16 protein-coding genes are annotated in these 15,911 nt (G+C 71.7%); 15 read left to right on the top strand and 1 reads right to left on the bottom strand.

The window, feature by feature from the left end:
* Nucleotides 1-21: 21 nt before the first annotated feature.
* From ACFVVO_RS04885 to ACFVVO_RS04955, 15 genes are all read left to right on the top strand, one after another.
* Nucleotides 22-1,689, top strand: coding sequence for an acyl-CoA dehydrogenase family protein (locus tag ACFVVO_RS04885; protein ID WP_390051795.1), 1,668 nt, complete (start codon nt 22-24; stop codon nt 1,687-1,689).
* A gap of 322 nt (nt 1,690-2,011) precedes the next feature.
* Entirely contained in the window at nt 2,012-3,289 is a 1,278-nt protein-coding gene (locus ACFVVO_RS04890; RefSeq protein WP_390052340.1) for a GAF domain-containing protein, read from the top strand.
* A gap of 320 nt (nt 3,290-3,609) precedes the next feature.
* Nucleotides 3,610-4,929 (top strand): hypothetical protein, encoded by a 1,320-nt coding sequence (locus ACFVVO_RS04895; RefSeq protein WP_390051796.1) that lies wholly within the window; start codon nt 3,610-3,612, stop codon nt 4,927-4,929.
* Nucleotides 4,930-5,023: 94 nt separating this feature from the next.
* Complete coding sequence (locus ACFVVO_RS04900) at nt 5,024-5,587, top strand: GNAT family N-acetyltransferase (RefSeq protein ID WP_390051798.1); 564 nt, start codon at nt 5,024-5,026, stop codon at nt 5,585-5,587.
* 145 nt (nt 5,588-5,732) lie between these two features.
* Entirely contained in the window at nt 5,733-5,816 is an 84-nt protein-coding gene (locus ACFVVO_RS04905) for a putative leader peptide (RefSeq protein ID WP_310739661.1), read from the top strand.
* 129 nt (nt 5,817-5,945) lie between these two features.
* The gene (locus ACFVVO_RS04910; RefSeq protein ID WP_390051800.1) at nt 5,946-7,646 is read left to right on the top strand and encodes a nitrite/sulfite reductase; all 1,701 of its coding nucleotides are present in this window, start codon (nt 5,946-5,948) and stop codon (nt 7,644-7,646) included.
* Between the two features lie 181 nt (nt 7,647-7,827).
* Nucleotides 7,828-8,010, top strand: coding sequence for a hypothetical protein (locus ACFVVO_RS04915; protein WP_390051802.1), 183 nt, complete (start codon nt 7,828-7,830; stop codon nt 8,008-8,010).
* The gene (locus tag ACFVVO_RS04920; protein ID WP_390051803.1) at nt 8,007-8,717 is read left to right on the top strand and encodes a phosphoadenylyl-sulfate reductase; all 711 of its coding nucleotides are present in this window, start codon (nt 8,007-8,009) and stop codon (nt 8,715-8,717) included. Before ACFVVO_RS04915 ends, ACFVVO_RS04920 begins: the two co-directional genes overlap by 4 nt.
* A complete protein-coding gene (gene cysC / locus ACFVVO_RS04925) occupies nt 8,714-9,337 on the top strand; it encodes an adenylyl-sulfate kinase (RefSeq protein ID WP_390051805.1) in 624 nt (207 codons plus the stop codon). Before ACFVVO_RS04920 ends, cysC begins: the two co-directional genes overlap by 4 nt.
* A complete protein-coding gene (cysD, locus tag ACFVVO_RS04930; protein ID WP_390051806.1) occupies nt 9,334-10,278 on the top strand; it encodes a sulfate adenylyltransferase subunit CysD in 945 nt (314 codons plus the stop codon). Before cysC ends, cysD begins: the two co-directional genes overlap by 4 nt.
* 2 nt (nt 10,279-10,280) lie before the next feature.
* On the top strand, nt 10,281-11,615 hold the full coding sequence (locus tag ACFVVO_RS04935; RefSeq protein WP_390051808.1) for a sulfate adenylyltransferase subunit 1: 1,335 nt from the start codon (nt 10,281-10,283) through the stop codon (nt 11,613-11,615).
* Between the two features lie 211 nt (nt 11,616-11,826).
* Nucleotides 11,827-12,936: an aliphatic sulfonate ABC transporter substrate-binding protein gene (locus ACFVVO_RS04940; protein ID WP_390051810.1), complete on the top strand. Its 1,110-nt coding sequence runs from the start codon at nt 11,827-11,829 to the stop codon at nt 12,934-12,936.
* 34 nt (nt 12,937-12,970) lie between these two features.
* The gene (locus ACFVVO_RS04945) at nt 12,971-13,756 is read left to right on the top strand and encodes an ABC transporter ATP-binding protein (RefSeq protein ID WP_390051811.1); all 786 of its coding nucleotides are present in this window, start codon (nt 12,971-12,973) and stop codon (nt 13,754-13,756) included.
* Entirely contained in the window at nt 13,743-14,627 is an 885-nt protein-coding gene (locus tag ACFVVO_RS04950) for an ABC transporter permease (RefSeq protein ID WP_390051813.1), read from the top strand. The genes ACFVVO_RS04945 and ACFVVO_RS04950 overlap by 14 nt, the downstream gene beginning before the upstream one ends.
* A gap of 5 nt (nt 14,628-14,632) precedes the next feature.
* Entirely contained in the window at nt 14,633-15,382 is a 750-nt protein-coding gene (locus ACFVVO_RS04955; RefSeq protein WP_390051815.1) for a sirohydrochlorin chelatase, read from the top strand.
* A 38-nt stretch (nt 15,383-15,420) separates the two neighbouring features.
* On the opposite strand, the gene ACFVVO_RS04960 is transcribed toward ACFVVO_RS04955, so the two are convergent.
* The gene (locus ACFVVO_RS04960; RefSeq protein WP_390051817.1) at nt 15,421-15,741 is read right to left on the bottom strand and encodes a hypothetical protein; all 321 of its coding nucleotides are present in this window, start codon (nt 15,739-15,741) and stop codon (nt 15,421-15,423) included.
* Between the last annotated feature and the right edge of the window lie 170 nt (nt 15,742-15,911).

Raw genomic sequence — 15,911 nt, forward strand, 5'->3', positions numbered from 1 at the left:
ATCGCGGGTAGGTTCGCAGTCATGGCAGGCAACCCGACGCACACCGTGACGAACCAGCCGCCCGCGCTGGTGGGCTACGACGTCTTCGGCGCCGACCGGGCCCTCGTGGAGGCCGTCGATCGGCACACCGCCGCCGAGGTGCTGGACGAGGTGCGCGCGGAACTGTCCGCCCTGGGCCGGGCCGCCGGGTCGGAGCAGGTGCAGGAGTGGGGGGCGCAGGCGAACGAGTTCCCGCCGCGGCTGCGCACGCACGACCGCTACGGCCACCGGATCGACGAGGTGGACTTCCACCCGGCCTGGCACCGCGTGCTCGGCAAGGGCGTCTCGGCGGGCCTCACCGGCGCCTGGACCAGGCCGGCGGGGCATGTGCGCCGGGCGGCCGGGTTCCTGGTGTGGACCCAGGTCGAGGCGGGCAACTGCTGTCCGCTGTCGATGACCCACGCGGCCGTGCCCGCGCTGCGGGCCGATCCGGCGCTGGCCGCCGAGTGGGAGCCGCGGCTGACGTCCACCATCTACGACCGCGGGCTCCGGCCCGCCGCCGAGAAGGCCGGCGTCCTGTTCGGCATGGGCATGACCGAGAAGCAGGGCGGCAGCGACGTACGGGCCAACACCACGCGGGCCCGGCCACTCACCGAGGCCGGGACGTACGCGCTGACCGGGCACAAGTGGTTCTGCTCGGCACCCATGTCGGACGGCTTCCTCGTGCTCGCGCAGGCCCCTGGGGGTGCCTCCCGCGCCGAAGACGAGGGGGGAGGGCTCACCTGCTTCCTCGTGCCGCGTGTCCTCGCCGACGGCAGCCGCAACACGTTCCTGATCCAGCGGCTGAAGGACAAGCTGGGCAACCGGTCCAACGCCTCCGCCGAGGTCGAGTTCGACGGCACCTGGGCGCGCGTGGTCGGCGAGGAGGGGCGCGGGGTCCGTACGATCATCGACATGGTCGCCGCGACCCGGCTGGACTGCGCGCTCGGCTCGGCCGGGCTGATGCGGCAGGCGGTGGCGCAGGCGGTGCACCACTGCGAGCACCGGGAGGCGTTCGGCGGCAGGCTGATCGACAAGCCGCTCATGCGCAATGTGCTGGCCGACCTCGCGCTGGAGTCCGAGGCCGCGACCACGCTGGCGCTCCGGCTCGCCGCCGCCTACGACGACGGGGGCGAGCAGGAGCGCGCCTTCCTGCGGCTCGCGGTGCCGGCCGCCAAGTACTGGATCACCAAGCGCTGCGCCCCGGTGGCGGTGGAGGCCGCCGAGTGCCTGGGCGGAAACGGGTACGTCGAGGAGTCGGGCCTGCCCCGGCTGGTGCGGGAGTCGCCGCTGAACTCCGTCTGGGAGGGCGCGGGGAACGTACAGGCGCTGGACGTGCTGCGGGCGCTGCGGCGAGAGCCGGACGCGCTGGACGCCTGCCTCACCGAGATCGGGCGGGCGCACGGCGCCGACCACCGGCTGGACCGGGCGGTGAAGGACCTGTTCACCGAACTGGCCGACCTGGACGGCATCGAGGGCCGGGCCCGGCGGCTGGTGGAGCGGCTCGCTCTGGTGCTCCAGGGGTCGCTGCTGGTGCGGTTCGCACCGCCGGAGGTCGCCGACGCGTTCTGCGCCTCCCGGCTCGGCGGTGACCGGGGCGCCTCGTTCGGCACGCTGCCCGCGGGCCTGGACCTGGCCTCGGTGGTGGAGCGGGCGCGGCCGGTGTCCTGACCCGGACCGCCCTGCCCCCTCACGGGCACACGTCACGGGGGTGGTGCTGCGCCGACACGGCACCACCCCCGCTGAATGGGCCCGTTGAAAGGCCAGAACGCCGCCCGTGGGCGGCGCCGTCGACAAGTCTCGGGTGTCCTCGTGCGGTTCACCAGGGTTGCAGGGGGTTGCAACTTATTGATGACTGTGCGCGGAGTCTGTGCCTCCGGCATGCGCCCGGCGGCAGTATGTGCACTGAAGCCGACCGGAAACCGCCGCCCGGTATGGCTTGACAAGTGTGTCCGAGGCCCTTCCGGGAGGATCACCCGTGGTGAACCCGCCGATGAACCTGGCGCGTCTGGCCGCCGTGGACGCGGCGCGGGCGGCGCGGGTGCTGAGCGAGGTGCGTGAGGCGACACTCGCCGGGCAGCGCGCGCGGATCGCGCCCCGGCCGGTGATCGAGCAGTCCTGGGGACGGATGCTGCGCAGCGGCGTCGACCCCGACCACGATTTCAGGTCCGGTCTGCTGTCCGCCGACGAAGTGCGGCGCAGGCGCGAGGAGTCACCGCTGCGGCACGTGCTGCCGGTGCTGCGCGAGGGACTGCTTTCGGTCGCGGACGTCGCCCAGCACATCATGGTCGTCGCCGACGCCGAGGGGCGCGTGCTGTGGCGGGAGGGGTCGCCGCGGGTGCTGCGCAAGGCCGACGGCCTCGGCTTTGAACTCGGCGCGGACTGGCGGGAGGACGTCGTCGGCACCAACGGCGTGGGCACCCCCGCGGTGGTGCGTCGGCCGGTGCAGGTGTTCGCCGCCGAGCACTTCGTCCGCTCGCACGCCTCCTGGACCTGTACGGGCGCCCCGATCACCGACCCCAGGGACGGCAGGCTCATCGGGGTGGTGGACGTCAGTGGCCCGCTGCGCACCATGCATCCGGCGACCCTCTCCTGGGTGGACTCCGTCGCCAAACTCGCCGAGGCCCGGCTGCGGGAGCTGCACCAGGACTCGCTGGAGCGGCTGCGCACGGTGGGCGCGCCGGTGCTGGCCCGGCTGGACGGCCGGGCGCTGGTGGTGGACCGGCACGGCTGGGCGGCGGCCGTGACCGGGCTGCCGTACGTGCGGCGGCTCGGCCTGCCCAAGTCACTGTCCCCGGGGCGCCGGTGGCTGCCGCCGCTGGGCCACTGCGCGGTGGAGCCGCTGGCCGGGGGCTGGCTGCTGCGGGTGGCGGACGAGCCGCCGCCGGGCACCGCGAGCCGGATCCGGCTGGACCTGAGCCGGGCGGCCCGTACCTCGGTGACCGTGTTCGGGGCGGCCGGCTCCTGGTCCCGGGAGCTCAGTCCCCGGCACGCCGAGTTGCTGTACCTGCTCACCGAACACCGCGGCGGGCGGGGGGCGGCGGCCCTGGCGGAGGACCTGTTCGGCGATCCGTCCAGAACCGTGACGGTGCGGGCGGAGATGTCCAGGGTCCGGCGCTACCTGGGGGATCTGCTGCAGCATCGGCCGTATCGATTCCGCGAGGACGCGGAGGTGGAGGTGCTGCTGCCCGGCAACCCCTGTGACCTGCTGCCCCAGTCGGTGGCACCGGCCGTGGCCGCACGGCGGCGGGCGGCCGCGGGCGCGCAGTGACGGCGGGCCGGACGGCGGCGTCCGAGAACCGGCGTCACGGGCGGACCGCCCGGTTTGCGTGGGTGTCTTTCGCGTATTTGGGGGTCTTGCCCCTGCGCCGCCCCTTACTGCCGTAGCATCCCCTGTGGGCCTCCCCACCTGCTCCTCGGTCAACGTACGGACCATCAGGCGCAGTTGGCCCGCTCGGGCAGCGAGTGAGCCGAAGGGGCGCGCCGGTGTCGAGAGACCGAGCGCGCAGAGGCCCGAAGGGCTGAGCACGGTCGGTCTCTCGACACCGGCTGAAGCGCCACGGCGGCGAAGGAGCCCGAAAGGAGAGCGACATGAAGCATGGCGGCAGACACCGCCGGCGCAGACGGGGCACGGCCCTGCGCGCGGTCCTCACCGGGACGGCGCTGGCGCTCACCGCGGCCGCCACGCTGATCAGCGCCTCGCAGGCCGAGGTCGCCGAGAGCCCCGGCGCGCTCAAGCCGTTGACCTCCGCCCCGGACACCGCCCGGCTCAGGCTCCAGGAGCACCTGGTGCCCACCCGCGACCTGAACAGGCTCGCCGCGTCCATGGGCCGCCCGGTCGGCGTGAGCGCCGTACTGGGGAGCGCCGACCGCACCCTGCGCGAGGCCGCCGACTGCGCCCCGGACGACCGGGCGACCCTGCCCGTCGCCCCGTCCGCCGGCCGCGCCTACTGCTGGGACCGGGCCGACGCCGCCGACACCACCTGGCGGCCGCACTCCGTCACCACCTCCGGCGACGCCGACGGCGACGGCGTCTGGGGCACCCACCGGGTGATCCTCACCGGCTGGACCCGTACCGCGGCCGGCCGCGGCCTGGCCCGGGTCGCCTTCGTCGACGCCGACGACCCCGCCCGGCCCGTCTACCGCTGGGTACTGCTGGTGGTGCCCGTCGACGGCGGCCGGGACTACCGCGGTCTGTCCTCCACCCTGTCCGGCATGGTCTGGTACCAGGACAAGCTGCTGGTCACCACCCGGACCGGCAGCTCCGACGCGCTCTACGTGTACGACCTCGACCGCATCCAGCGCACCACGGCGGACATGCCCGTGATCGGCCGGGTGCCCGGCGGCTGGTCCGCCGAGGGCTATGAGTACGTGATGCCCGCCGTCGGTTCCTACCGCTTCACCGCCGGCCGCTGCACCCCCTCCGGACCACCCTGTCCGGCCACCCTCTCCCTGGACCGCGGCACCGCGCCCGACAGCCTCGTCGCCGTCGAACGGACCGCGCCCGGCAGCGACCGGCGCACCCGGCTGTGGCGGTACGCGTTCGACAGCTCCCCCGCGCGCAGCGGACTGCTCGCCACCGATGCCGCCGGGCGGGCGGACGCGATCGAGGCGTACCGGACCCGGGTGACCGGCATCAGCGGCGTGCTGTCCCACCGGCGGGCCGGGGCGGGCTTCCCGTCCTGGTACGTGGGACGGGCGTCCGGCACGGGAGACGGGCACGGCGGCCTGTGGCGCCAGGACAGCGAGGACGCCAAGGCGGCACGCTGCGGCTTCGACGCCTCCCACCACTGCTGGGCCGAGTCGGCGGGCTCCCTGTCGTACTGGGAGGAGACGGGCGAGGTGTGGTCCCTCTCCGACCGCATGCTGTTCGCGGTGCCCCTGACAGCGCTCGACCGCTCGCTGAAGTGACGGCCGGCCGACGGGCCGCTCCACCGGGACGGGGGCCGGGCGGAGTGACCTCGCCGATCGACAGGCGGGCCGGTGGGATGGTTCCCTGGCCCGCATGAGCAGCGTCACCGTCACCACCTGGTCCCTGGAACAGAACTCGCCGGCCGACCTCCTGCCGGCCGCCGCCCCCGAGGGCGACGTCCGGATCGTCCGAGCCGAGGTCCCCTCCCCCGAGTTCAGCCGCTTCCTCTACGCCTCGGTCGGTGGCGACATCCGCTGGACGGACCGGCTCCGGTGGACCTACGCGCGGTGGCAGGAGTACCTGGCCCGTCCGGGTGTCGAGACCTGGGTGGCCTACGAGCGCGGCACCCCCGCCGGATACGTCGAGCTGGAGGCGCAGGACGAGGGCGTGGTCGAGATCGTCTACTTCGGCCTGATCCCCGCCTTCCGCGGCCGCCGCATCGGCGGCCACCTGCTCTCGTACGGCGCGGCCCGCGCCTGGGACCTGGCCGAGCGGTGGCCCGGGCGGACGCCGACGAAGCGGGTGTGGGTGCACACGTGCAGCAAGGACGGCGAGTTCGCCATGGACAACTACCAGCGGCGCGGGTTCCGGCTGTTCGACACCAAGGTGGAACTGGAGCCGGAGGTGGCGACGCCCGGCCCGTGGCCCGGAGCCTGACCCCCTGGCCCCGTGGCCCCCTTGACGCCCTTGAACCCTGACCCGGAGCGTGACCCACAACACTCCGTCTCGCCATTCAGAATAGTTCCGTCCATATTACGGACGAAGGTGGACTGGCCAGAGATCCGCGTGACACGCTTCCGTCATGCCTGGAACTGGAATTGCCTTGGTGAGTCGGCGGCACGTCGACCTCGGCCGCATGTCCAGCGCCATCTGTCCGGCGAGCTGACAGCTCCAGCACCGCCGATCTCCCCGCACTTGATTCCCTGCTGCGCAACGACGCGCAGGCATGCCCTCATGCGCCCGCATGCGCAGGTCAGAGCTGCGCTTTCCGCCTGTCCCGAAGGACGTAACAACCATGGCCGCCACCCCGCAGAACCCTGCCGCCTCCGCGCCCCGCCGCAAGGTGAGCCGTCACCGCGGTGAGGGTCAGTGGGCCGCAGGCCACTTCACCCCGCTCAACGCCAACGAGCAGGCCAAGAAGGACGACGACGGTCTCAATGTGCGGACACGCATTGAGACGATCTACTCGAAGCGGGGCTTCGACTCGATCGACCCCGGTGACCTGCGCGGCCGGATGCGCTGGTGGGGCCTGTACACCCAGCGCAAGCCCGGGATCGACGGCGGCAAGACCGCGATCCTGGAGCCGGAGGAGCTGGACGACGAGTTCTTCATGCTCCGGGTGCGGATCGACGGCGGCGCGCTCACCACGGAGCAGCTCCGGGTCATCGGTGAGATCTCGCAGGAGTTCGCGCGGGGCAGCGCGGACATCACCGACCGGCAGAACGTCCAGTACCACTGGATCCGCATCGAGGACGTGCCCCAGATCTGGGACCGGCTCGAGGGCGTCGGCCTGTCGACCGTCACCGCGTGCGGTGACACCCCGCGTGTGATGATCGGCTCGCCGGTCGCGGGCATCGCCGAGGACGAGATCATCGACGGCACGCCGGCGCTGGAGGAGATGAAGCGCCGGGTCCTCAACAACAAGGCGTACTCGAACCTCCCCCGGAAGTTCAAGACGGCCATCTCGGGATCGCCGCTGCTGGACGTGGTGCACGAGATCAACGACGTGGCGTTCGTCGGCGTACGGCACCCCGAGCACGGGCCGGGCTTCGACCTGTGGGTCGGCGGCGGCCTGTCCACCAACCCGAAGCTGGGCGTGCGGCTCGGCGCCTGGGTGCCGCTGGACGAGGTCGCCGACGTCTACGAGGGCGTCGTCTCGATCTTCCGTGACTACGGCTACCGCCGGCTTCGTACGAGGGCCCGCCTGAAGTTCCTGGTCGCCGACTGGGGCCCGGAGAAGTTCCGCCAGGTGCTGGAGGACGAGTACCTGGGCGGCCGCAAGCTGATCGACGGCCCCGCGCCCGAGCAGCCGGTCCGGCAGTGGCGCGACCACATCGGTGTGCACCGGCAGAAGGACGGCCGGTTCTACGTCGGGTTCGCCCCGCGCGTCGGCCGGGTCGACGGCGCCACCCTGACGAAGATCGCCGACCTCGCGGAGGCGCACGGCTCGGGCCGGGTCCGCACCACCGTCGAGCAGAAGATGATCATCCTCGACGTCGAGCAGGACCAGGTCGACTCGCTGGTCGAGGGCCTGGAGGCGCTGGACCTCACCGCCCGGCCGTCCTCCTTCCGGCGCGGCACCATGGCCTGCACCGGCATCGAGTTCTGCAAGCTGGCCATCGTGGAGACCAAGCAGCGCGGCGCGCAGCTGATCGACGAACTCGAGCGCCGCCTGCCGGACTTCGACCAGCCGATCACCATCAACCTGAACGGCTGCCCGAACGCCTGCGCCCGTATCCAGGTCGCGGACATCGGTCTCAAGGGCCAACTGGTCCTGGACGACGACGGCAACCAGGTCGAGGGCTACCAGGTGCACCTCGGCGGCGCGCTCGGCCTGGAGGCGGGCTTCGGCCGCAAGGTCCGCGGCCTGAAGGTCACTTCGGCCGAGCTGCCCGACTACATCGAGCGGGTCCTTGGGCGCTACCAGGCCGAACGCGAGGACGGCGAGCGCTTCGCCACCTGGGCGGCGCGTGCTTCCGAGGAGGCCTTGTCGTGAGTCGGGCGAGCGAGCCGAAGGGGCGCGCCGGTGCCGAGAGGGCATGGGGGTCCCCCCGCGCGAGCGCGTTCGAGCGTGGGGGAGCCCGGAGGCCCGAAGGGCTGAGCACGGTCGTTCTCCCGGCACCGGCAACAGGCGCCCCGGAGGCGAACCGAGCTTCCAGTAGAAGGGAGGCCCTGTCGTGAGTGAGAGGGCGGCGCCGTTCTACTGCCCCTACTGCGGCGACGAGGACCTGCGGCCGGGCGAGCAGGGGCACGGCGCATGGGAGTGCGGGGCGTGCAACCGAGCATTCCAGCTCAAGTTCCTCGGGCTGCTGGCCCGGGGGCTGAAGCAAGCCGACGACCAAGGGGGCGACGGAGCATGACGACCGCTCAGCAGGAGCGCACGGCCGAGGAGTTGAAGCAGCTCGCCGAGCAGGCGGGCCGGGACCTGGAGAACGCCTCCGCGCTGGAGATCCTCCAGTGGGCGGTCGACACCTTCGGGGCGAGGTTCTGCGTCACCTCCTCCATGGAGGACGCCGTGGTGGCCCATCTCGCCTCCCGCGTCCGCAAGGGCGTGGACGTCGTCTTCCTCGACACCGGCTACCACTTCCCGGAGACCATCGGCACCCGGGACGCCGTGGAGGCCGTGATGGACGTCAACGTCATCACCCTCACACCGCGGCAGACGGTCGCCGAGCAGGACGCGGAGTACGGCCCGAAGCTGCACGAGCGCGACCCCGACCTGTGCTGCGCGCTGCGCAAGGTGAAGCCGCTGGAGGAGGGTCTGGAGGGCTACCAGGCGTGGGCGACCGGCCTGCGCCGCGACGAGTCCCCGACCCGCGCGAACACCCCGGTCGTCGGCTGGGACGAGAAGCGGCGGAAGGTCAAGGTCTCCCCCATCGCCCGCTGGACCCAGGACGACGTGGACGCCTACGTCGCCGAGCACGGCGTGCTCACCAACCCGCTGCTGACGGACGGCTACCCCTCCATCGGCTGCGCCCCCTGCACCCGCCGCGTCCTGGAGGGCGAGGACGCGCGCGCCGGCCGCTGGGCGGGGCGCTCCAAGACCGAGTGCGGGCTGCACGGATGACGGCGTACACGGCTACGCACGCCTCGCCCGCAGGTCCGGCAGTTACTGCTCTCACCGAAGCCACCGACACCCAGGAGAACCACGTGACCACCGGAGCCACCGTCTGGCTCACGGGCCTGCCGAGCGCCGGCAAGACCACCATCGCGTACGAGCTGGCCGGCCGGCTGCGCGCCGAGGGCCACCGCGTCGAGGTGCTCGACGGCGACGAGATCCGCGAGTTCATCTCGGCGGGCCTCGGCTTCAGCCGCGAGGACCGGCACACCAACGTGCGGCGCATCGGCTTCGTCGCCGAACTGCTCGCCCGCAACGGTGTGAAGGCGCTGGTTCCGGTGATCGCGCCCTACGCGGACAGCCGTGAGGCCGTGCGCAAGCGGCACACCGAGAACGGGACGCCGTACCTGGAGATCCATGTGGCGACCCCGGTCGAGGTGTGCTCGGTGCGGGACGTGAAGGGGCTGTACGCCAAGCAGGCGGCGGGTGAGCTGTCGGGGCTGACGGGCGTGGACGACCCGTACGAGGAGCCCGAGACACCCGACCTGCGGATCGAATCGCAGCACCAGACCGTACGGGAGTCCGCGGTCTCGGTGCATGCCCTGCTCAGTGAGAGGGGACTGGCATGACGACCGTCGCCGAGACCGCGACCGGTGGCGAGGGTACGGACACTCCGTACGCCCTGTCGCACCTGGACGCGCTGGAGTCCGAGGCGGTGCACATCTTCCGCGAGGTCGCGGGCGAGTTCGAGAACCCGGTGATCCTTTTCTCCGGTGGCAAGGACTCGATCCTGATGCTGCACCTCGCGCTGAAGGCGTTCGCCCCAGCCACGATCCCCTTCTCGCTGCTTCATGTGGACACGGGACACAACTTCCCCGAGGTGCTCGAGTACCGGGACCGTGTGGTCGGCGAACATGGACTGCGACTCCATGTGGCGTCCGTACAGGACTACATCGACCGCGGTGTGCTCAAGGAGCGTCCCGACGGCACCCGTAACCCGCTGCAGACCCTTCCGCTGACGGAGAAGATCCAGAGCGAGAAGTTCGACGCGGTGTTCGGCGGCGGGCGGCGCGACGAGGAGAAGGCCCGCGCCAAGGAGCGGGTGTTCTCCCTGCGGGACGAGTTCTCCCAGTGGGACCCGCGCCGGCAGCGCCCCGAGCTGTGGAACCTGTACAACGGACGGCACGCCCCGGGCGAGCACGTCCGCGTCTTCCCGCTGTCCAACTGGACCGAGCTGGACGTCTGGCAGTACATCGCCCGCGAGGGCATCGAGCTGCCGGAGATCTACTTCGCCCATGAGCGCGAGGTGTTCCAGCGGGCGGGGATGTGGCTGACGGCCGGCGAGTGGGGCGGCGCCAAGGACGGCGAGACCGTCGAGAAGCGCCTGGTGCGCTACCGCACGGTCGGCGACATGTCCTGCACCGGCGCCGTCGACTCCGACGCGACCACGCTGGACGCCGTCATCGCCGAGATCGCCGCGTCCCGGCTCACGGAGCGGGGCGCGACCCGCGCCGACGACAAGCTCTCCGAGGCCGCGATGGAAGACCGCAAGCGCGAGGGGTACTTCTAAGCATGAGCACCACCACGACCGAGACGCTCTCGGAGACCACCCTGCTGCGGTTCGCCACCGCCGGCTCCGTCGACGACGGCAAGTCCACGCTCGTCGGGCGGCTGCTGCACGACTCCAAGTCGGTCCTCACCGATCAACTGGAGGCCGTGGAGCGGGCGTCCGCGAGTCGCGGCCAGGAGGGCCCGGACCTGGCGCTGCTCACCGACGGCCTGCGCGCCGAGCGGGAACAGGGCATCACCATCGACGTGGCCTACCGCTACTTCGCCACGCCCCGGCGCCGGTTCATCCTCGCCGACACCCCCGGCCATGTGCAGTACACCCGCAACATGGTGACGGGTGCCTCCACGGCCGAGCTGACGGTGGTCCTCGTCGACGCCCGCAACGGCGTGGTCGAGCAGACCCGCCGGCACGCGGCGATCGCCGCGCTGCTGCGCGTGCCGCACGTGGTCCTCGCGGTCAACAAGATGGACCTCGTCGCGTACGAGGAGTCCGTCTTCGCCGCGATCGCCGAGGAGTTCACCGCGTACGCCACCGAGCTGGGCGTCCCGGAGGTCACCGCCATCCCGATCTCGGCGCTGATTGGTGACAACGTGGTGGAGCCGTCCGCGAACATGGACTGGTACGGCGGCCCGACCGTGCTGGAGCACCTGGAGACGGTCCCGGTCAGCCACGACCTGGCGCACTGCCACGCCCGGCTGCCCGTGCAGTTCGTGATCCGGCCGCAGACCGCCGAGCACCCGGACTACCGGGGCTACGCGGGCCAGATCGCCGCCGGCACCTTCCGGGTCGGCGACCCGGTCGCCGTGCTGCCGTCCGGGCGTACCACCCGGATCTCCGGCATCGACCTGCTGGGCGAGCCGGTCGACGTGGCGTGGACGACGCAGTCGGTGACGGTGCTGCTCGAGGACGACATCGACGTCTCGCGCGGCGATCTGATCGTGCCGGCGAAGGACGCCCCGCCCGTCACGCAGGACGTGGAGGCGACCGTCTGCCATGTCGCCGACCAGCCGCTGACCGTCGGGCACCGGGTGCTGCTCAAGCACGGCACCCGCACGGTCAAGGCGATCGTCAAGGACATCCCCTCCCGGCTCACGCTCGACGACCTCTCCCTGCACCCGCACCCCGGGCAGCTCGTCGCCAACGACATCGGCCGGGTGAAGATCCGTACCGCCGAGCCGCTGCCGGTCGACTCCTACGCGGACTCGCGCCGCACCGGCTCCTTCATCCTGATCGACCCGAACGACGGGACCACGCTCACCGCCGGCATGGTCGGCGAGTCGTTCGCCTCCCCCGAGCCGGTCAAGGATGCTCCCGACGACGACGGCTGGGGCTTCTGACCATGAACTCCCCCGATTTCTACTCGATGTTCGCGAAGGAGGGCGGCCGCGTCGGCAGCGGCGCCCTGGGCAGCGGGCAGGGGGGAGTGGGCCGATGTGTGCGGTGACGTACGCGCACCGCATGCGCGCCCAGCGACGAAGACCCTTTGCCGAGCTCCCGGCCACGACCTGAGAGACCGTGACCGCCGGGCCAACGAGAGGAAAGCCTCCCGTGCCTGCCAGTTCCACCCCGCTTCGCCGCAGCCTGGCCGCGATAGCGGCCCTCCCCCTGCTGACACTCGCGGCCTGCGGCTACGGGTCCGAGGCGAAGGACGACAACGCCAACGCCCGTATCGCCGCCGGAGCCAAGAAGATCGACGGCCTGGACTCCGTGAAGATCGGCTACTTCGGCAACCTGACCCACGCGACCGCGCTGGTGGGCAAGCAGAAGGGCTTCTTCCAGCAGGCGCTCGGCGCGACCAGGGCCGACTACCAGGTGTTCAACGCCGGCCCGTCCGAGATCGAGGCGCTGAACTCGGGTTCCGTCGACATCGGCTGGCTCGGCCCGTCCCCGGCGGTCAACGGCTACACCAAGTCGAACGGCAGAAGCCTGCGCATCATCGGCGGTTCGGCGTCCGGCGGGGTGAAGCTGGTCGTGAACCCCGAGAAGATCAAGTCCCTGAAGGACGTCGAGGGCAAGCGGATCGCGACGCCCCAGCTCGGCAACACGCAGGACGTGGCCTTCCTCAACTGGGTCGCGGAGCAGGGCTGGAAGGTCGACGCGCAGAGCGGCAAGGGTGACGTCTCCGTCGTCCGCACCGACAACAAGGTGACCCCGGACGCGTTCAAGTCCGATTCGATCGACGGCGCCTGGGTACCGGAGCCGACCGCGTCCAAGCTGGTCGCCGAGGGCGGCAAGGTGCTGCTCGACGAGGCGTCGCTGTGGCCCGGCAGGAACTTCGTGATCACGAACATCGTCGTGTCGCAGAAGTTCCTGAAGGAGCACCCGAAGGCCGTCGAGGCGGTGCTGAAGGCATCGGTCGACACCAACGCGTGGATCAACGCCAATCCGGACGAGGCCAAGGCCGCGGCGAACAAGCAGCTCGGCATCGACTCCGGCAAGGAGCTGCCGGCCGACGTCCTGGACCCGGCCTGGAAGTCCATCCAGATCACCGACGACCCGCTGGCCGCGACCCTCGGCACCGAGGCACGGCACGCGGTCGAGGCGGGCCTCCTGGAGGACCCGAAGCTGAAGGGCATCTACGACCTCGCCCCGCTGAACAGGGTTCTCGAGGCCAAGGGTGAGAGCACCGTCGACGACGCCGGTCTCGGCGTCGGCTGAGTCCGGATCCGAGCGTTCCCAGGAGGTGACGACCATGGCAACCGCCCTCGCCAAGGCCGAAGAAGCAGAGACAGTCGAGTACGCGGCGCGCATCGAGCAGGTTTCGAAGTCCTTCGCCGGGCCGGCCGGACGACAACTCGTCCTCGACGACATCACACTGGATGTCGCTCCCGGCGAGTTCGTCACCCTCCTGGGTGCCTCGGGCTGCGGCAAGTCGACGCTGCTGAACCTGGTGGCGGGGCTCGACCGGCCCACCGCCGGCAGCATCGCGACCCACGGCCGCCCCGCCCTGATGTTCCAGGAGCACGCGCTGTTCCCGTGGCTGACCGCGGGCAAGAACATCGAACTCGCCCTGAGGCTCAGGGGGGTTCCGAAGAGCGAGCGGCGCGGCAGGGCCGAGCAGCTCCTCGAACTGGTCCGGCTGCAGGGCTCGTACGGCAAGCGGGTGCACGAGCTGTCCGGCGGTATGCGGCAGCGCGTGGCCTTGGCCCGGGCGCTCGCGCAGGACAGCCAGTTGCTGCTGATGGACGAGCCGTTCGCCGCACTGGACGCGATCACCCGCGACCTGCTGCACGACGAACTGACCCGGATCTGGGCGGAGACGGGGCTGTCCGTCCTGTTCGTCACGCACAACGTGCGTGAGGCGGTGCGGCTCGCGCAGCGGGTGGTGCTGCTGTCGTCCCGTCCTGGCCGGGTGGCCCGCGAGTGGCGGGTGGACATCCCGCAGCCGCGGCGCATCGAGGACGCCCCGGTCGCCGAACTGTCCCTCGAGATCACCGAAGTACTGCGTGGGGAGATCCGCCGCCATGGCCAGCACTGAGACGAAGACCGCCACGGACGCGGGAAGCGTCGAGGCGGGCCTGGACGCCCTTGAGACCGCCGTAGCGGGCCGGGCTCCGTTCCGGCAGACCTTCGTCCGCAAGATCCTGCCGCCGATCGTCGCCACCGTCGTGGTGCTGGTCGTCTGGCAGGCACTGATCTCGCTCAGGATCGTCGACGACCCGACGAAGCTGCCCTCCCCCTCCGACGTGGGCGGCGAGTTCAAGCGGGCCTGGCTGGAAGGCAAGCTGCTCGGCTACATCTGGACGAGCGTCTCGCGCGGTCTGCTGGGCTTCCTGTTCGCGCTGGCCATCGGCACCCCGCTGGGCCTGCTGGTGGCCCGGGTGAGGTTCGTGCGCGCGGCCATCGGGCCGGTGCTCTCCGGTCTGCAGTCGCTGCCGTCGGTGGCCTGGGTGCCGCCCGCGGTGATCTGGCTGGGCCTGGACAACCAGATGATGTACGCGGTGATCCTGCTCGGCGCGGTGCCGTCGATCGCCAACGGCCTGGTGTCCGGCATCGACCAGGTGCCGCCGCTGTTCCTGCGGGCGGGCCGCACGATGGGCGCGACGGGGCTGAAGGGTGCCTGGCACATCGTGCTGCCGGCCGCGCTGCCGGGCTATCTGGCCGGCCTGAAGCAGGGCTGGGCCTTCTCCTGGCGCTCGCTGATGGCGGCGGAGATCATCGCCTCCTCCCCCGACCTCGGCCTCGGTTTGGGCGCGTTGCTGGAGAACGGCCGCAACACCAGCTCCATGTCCATGGTGTTCGAGGCGATCTTCCTGATCCTGTTCGTCGGTATCGCCATCGACCTGCTCATCTTCTCCCCGCTCGAGCGGTGGGTGCTGCGCAGTCGCGGCCTGCTGGTGAAGAGCTGATTCCGGTGTACGGCAAGCCGGTTCGGCCCATCCTCCTGGTGATCGCCCACGGCAGCCGCGACCCGCGGCACGCCGCCACCGTGCACGCCCTGGTGGAGCGGGTGCGGTCGCTGCGGCCCGGGCTGCGCGTGGAGACCGGCTTCCTGGACTTCAACATCCCCTCCGTGCACGGGGTACTGAGGTCACTGGCCGCGGAGGGGGTGCGGGACGTGGTGGCGCTGCCGCTGCTGCTGACCCGCGCCTTCCACGCGAAGGCCGACATCCCGGCGGTCCTGCGGGACGCGCCGCGCGGCCTGCGCATCCGCCAGGCCGAAGTACTGGGCCCGTCGCCGCTGCTGCTTTCGGCGCTGGAACGGCGCCTGTACGAGGCGGGGCTGACGCCCGCCGACAAGTCCTCGACCGGGGTCGTGCTGGCCTCGGCGGGGTCCTCCGACCCGGAGGCGATCGCAGTGCTCGCCGATATCGCGCGGGAGTGGTGGCACACCGGTTGGTGCGCCGTGCGGCCTGCGTTCGCCTCCGCATCCCTTCCCCGCACCGAGGACGCGGTGAGCGAACTGCGTGCCCTCGGCTGCGAACGGGTCGCCGTGGCGCCCTACGTCCTCGCCCCCGGCTTCCTGCCGGACCGCATCGCGCGCGGCGCGGCGGAGGCGGATGTGCTGGCGGACGTCCTGGGCCCGGCCCCCGAGGTGGCGCGGCTCCTGCTGGCCCGTTACGACACGGCGGGCCTGCCGGCCCGGACGGCCCTCGGCGCCTGACCCGCGGCCGGGCCCCGTGGCGGCGGGGCCCGGCCCGTTCACAGGTCCAGCACGTGCACCAGTTGCTGGGTGAAGGCGAGGCTGCCGGTGCCGGCCGGGGCTCCGATGCTGATGGCATCCAGGCTCGAGCGGATGCGGCCCCGGTTGGGCGGGCCGCCGTCCGCCGCGGCCTCCTCCAGCGCGGCCATGATGACCTCCCCGTGGACGACGAGCCCGGGGAGCTCGGCGTGCAGCGCGTCGAGGAGTCCCTCGGTGAGCCGGAAGACGGTCTCCGGGTCGGGTCCGTCGTTGCCGCCCTTGCGGCCGTAGGAGCCCATGTGACCGGGGCCGTTGATGTTCCCGTGGTAGTACGTGCTCATCGTCCTGTCCTGACTCCTGGTCTGGGAGGGGCCGTACCGGGCTGGGGTCCGGGACCGCCGACGTTACCCACGCGGTGGCTCGGGCCATGCCCAGGAGTCTGGTGGTGCTCCGCCCACGCGTGCGGAAAGGGCCGAAAATAATCACCCGTACGAGTGGTCCGCGCCCATTG

It is taken from the genome of Streptomyces sp. NPDC058145 (assembly GCF_042884245.1).
Classification (GTDB): Bacteria; Actinomycetota; Actinomycetes; order Streptomycetales; family Streptomycetaceae; genus Streptomyces.

Excerpts from the sequence above, each read along its gene's own strand:
- ACFVVO_RS04885 (WP_390051795.1), top strand. The coding sequence starts at position 22 with ATGGCAGGCAACCCGACGCACACCGTGACGAACCAGCCGCCCGCGCTG.
- ACFVVO_RS04890 (WP_390052340.1), top strand. The coding sequence starts at position 2,012 with ATGAACCTGGCGCGTCTGGCCGCCGTGGACGCGGCGCGGGCGGCGCGG.
- ACFVVO_RS04895 (WP_390051796.1), top strand. The coding sequence starts at position 3,610 with ATGAAGCATGGCGGCAGACACCGCCGGCGCAGACGGGGCACGGCCCTG.
- ACFVVO_RS04900 (WP_390051798.1), top strand. The coding sequence starts at position 5,024 with ATGAGCAGCGTCACCGTCACCACCTGGTCCCTGGAACAGAACTCGCCG.
- ACFVVO_RS04905 (WP_310739661.1), top strand. The coding sequence starts at position 5,733 with ATGCCTGGAACTGGAATTGCCTTGGTGAGTCGGCGGCACGTCGACCTC.
- ACFVVO_RS04910 (WP_390051800.1), top strand. The coding sequence starts at position 5,946 with ATGGCCGCCACCCCGCAGAACCCTGCCGCCTCCGCGCCCCGCCGCAAG.
- ACFVVO_RS04920 (WP_390051803.1), top strand. The coding sequence starts at position 8,007 with ATGACGACCGCTCAGCAGGAGCGCACGGCCGAGGAGTTGAAGCAGCTC.
- cysC (WP_390051805.1), top strand. The coding sequence starts at position 8,714 with ATGACGGCGTACACGGCTACGCACGCCTCGCCCGCAGGTCCGGCAGTT.
- cysD (WP_390051806.1), top strand. The coding sequence starts at position 9,334 with ATGACGACCGTCGCCGAGACCGCGACCGGTGGCGAGGGTACGGACACT.
- ACFVVO_RS04935 (WP_390051808.1), top strand. The coding sequence starts at position 10,281 with ATGAGCACCACCACGACCGAGACGCTCTCGGAGACCACCCTGCTGCGG.
- ACFVVO_RS04945 (WP_390051811.1), top strand. The coding sequence starts at position 12,971 with ATGGCAACCGCCCTCGCCAAGGCCGAAGAAGCAGAGACAGTCGAGTAC.
- ACFVVO_RS04950 (WP_390051813.1), top strand. The coding sequence starts at position 13,743 with ATGGCCAGCACTGAGACGAAGACCGCCACGGACGCGGGAAGCGTCGAG.
- ACFVVO_RS04960 (WP_390051817.1), bottom strand. The coding sequence starts at position 15,741 with ATGAGCACGTACTACCACGGGAACATCAACGGCCCCGGTCACATGGGC.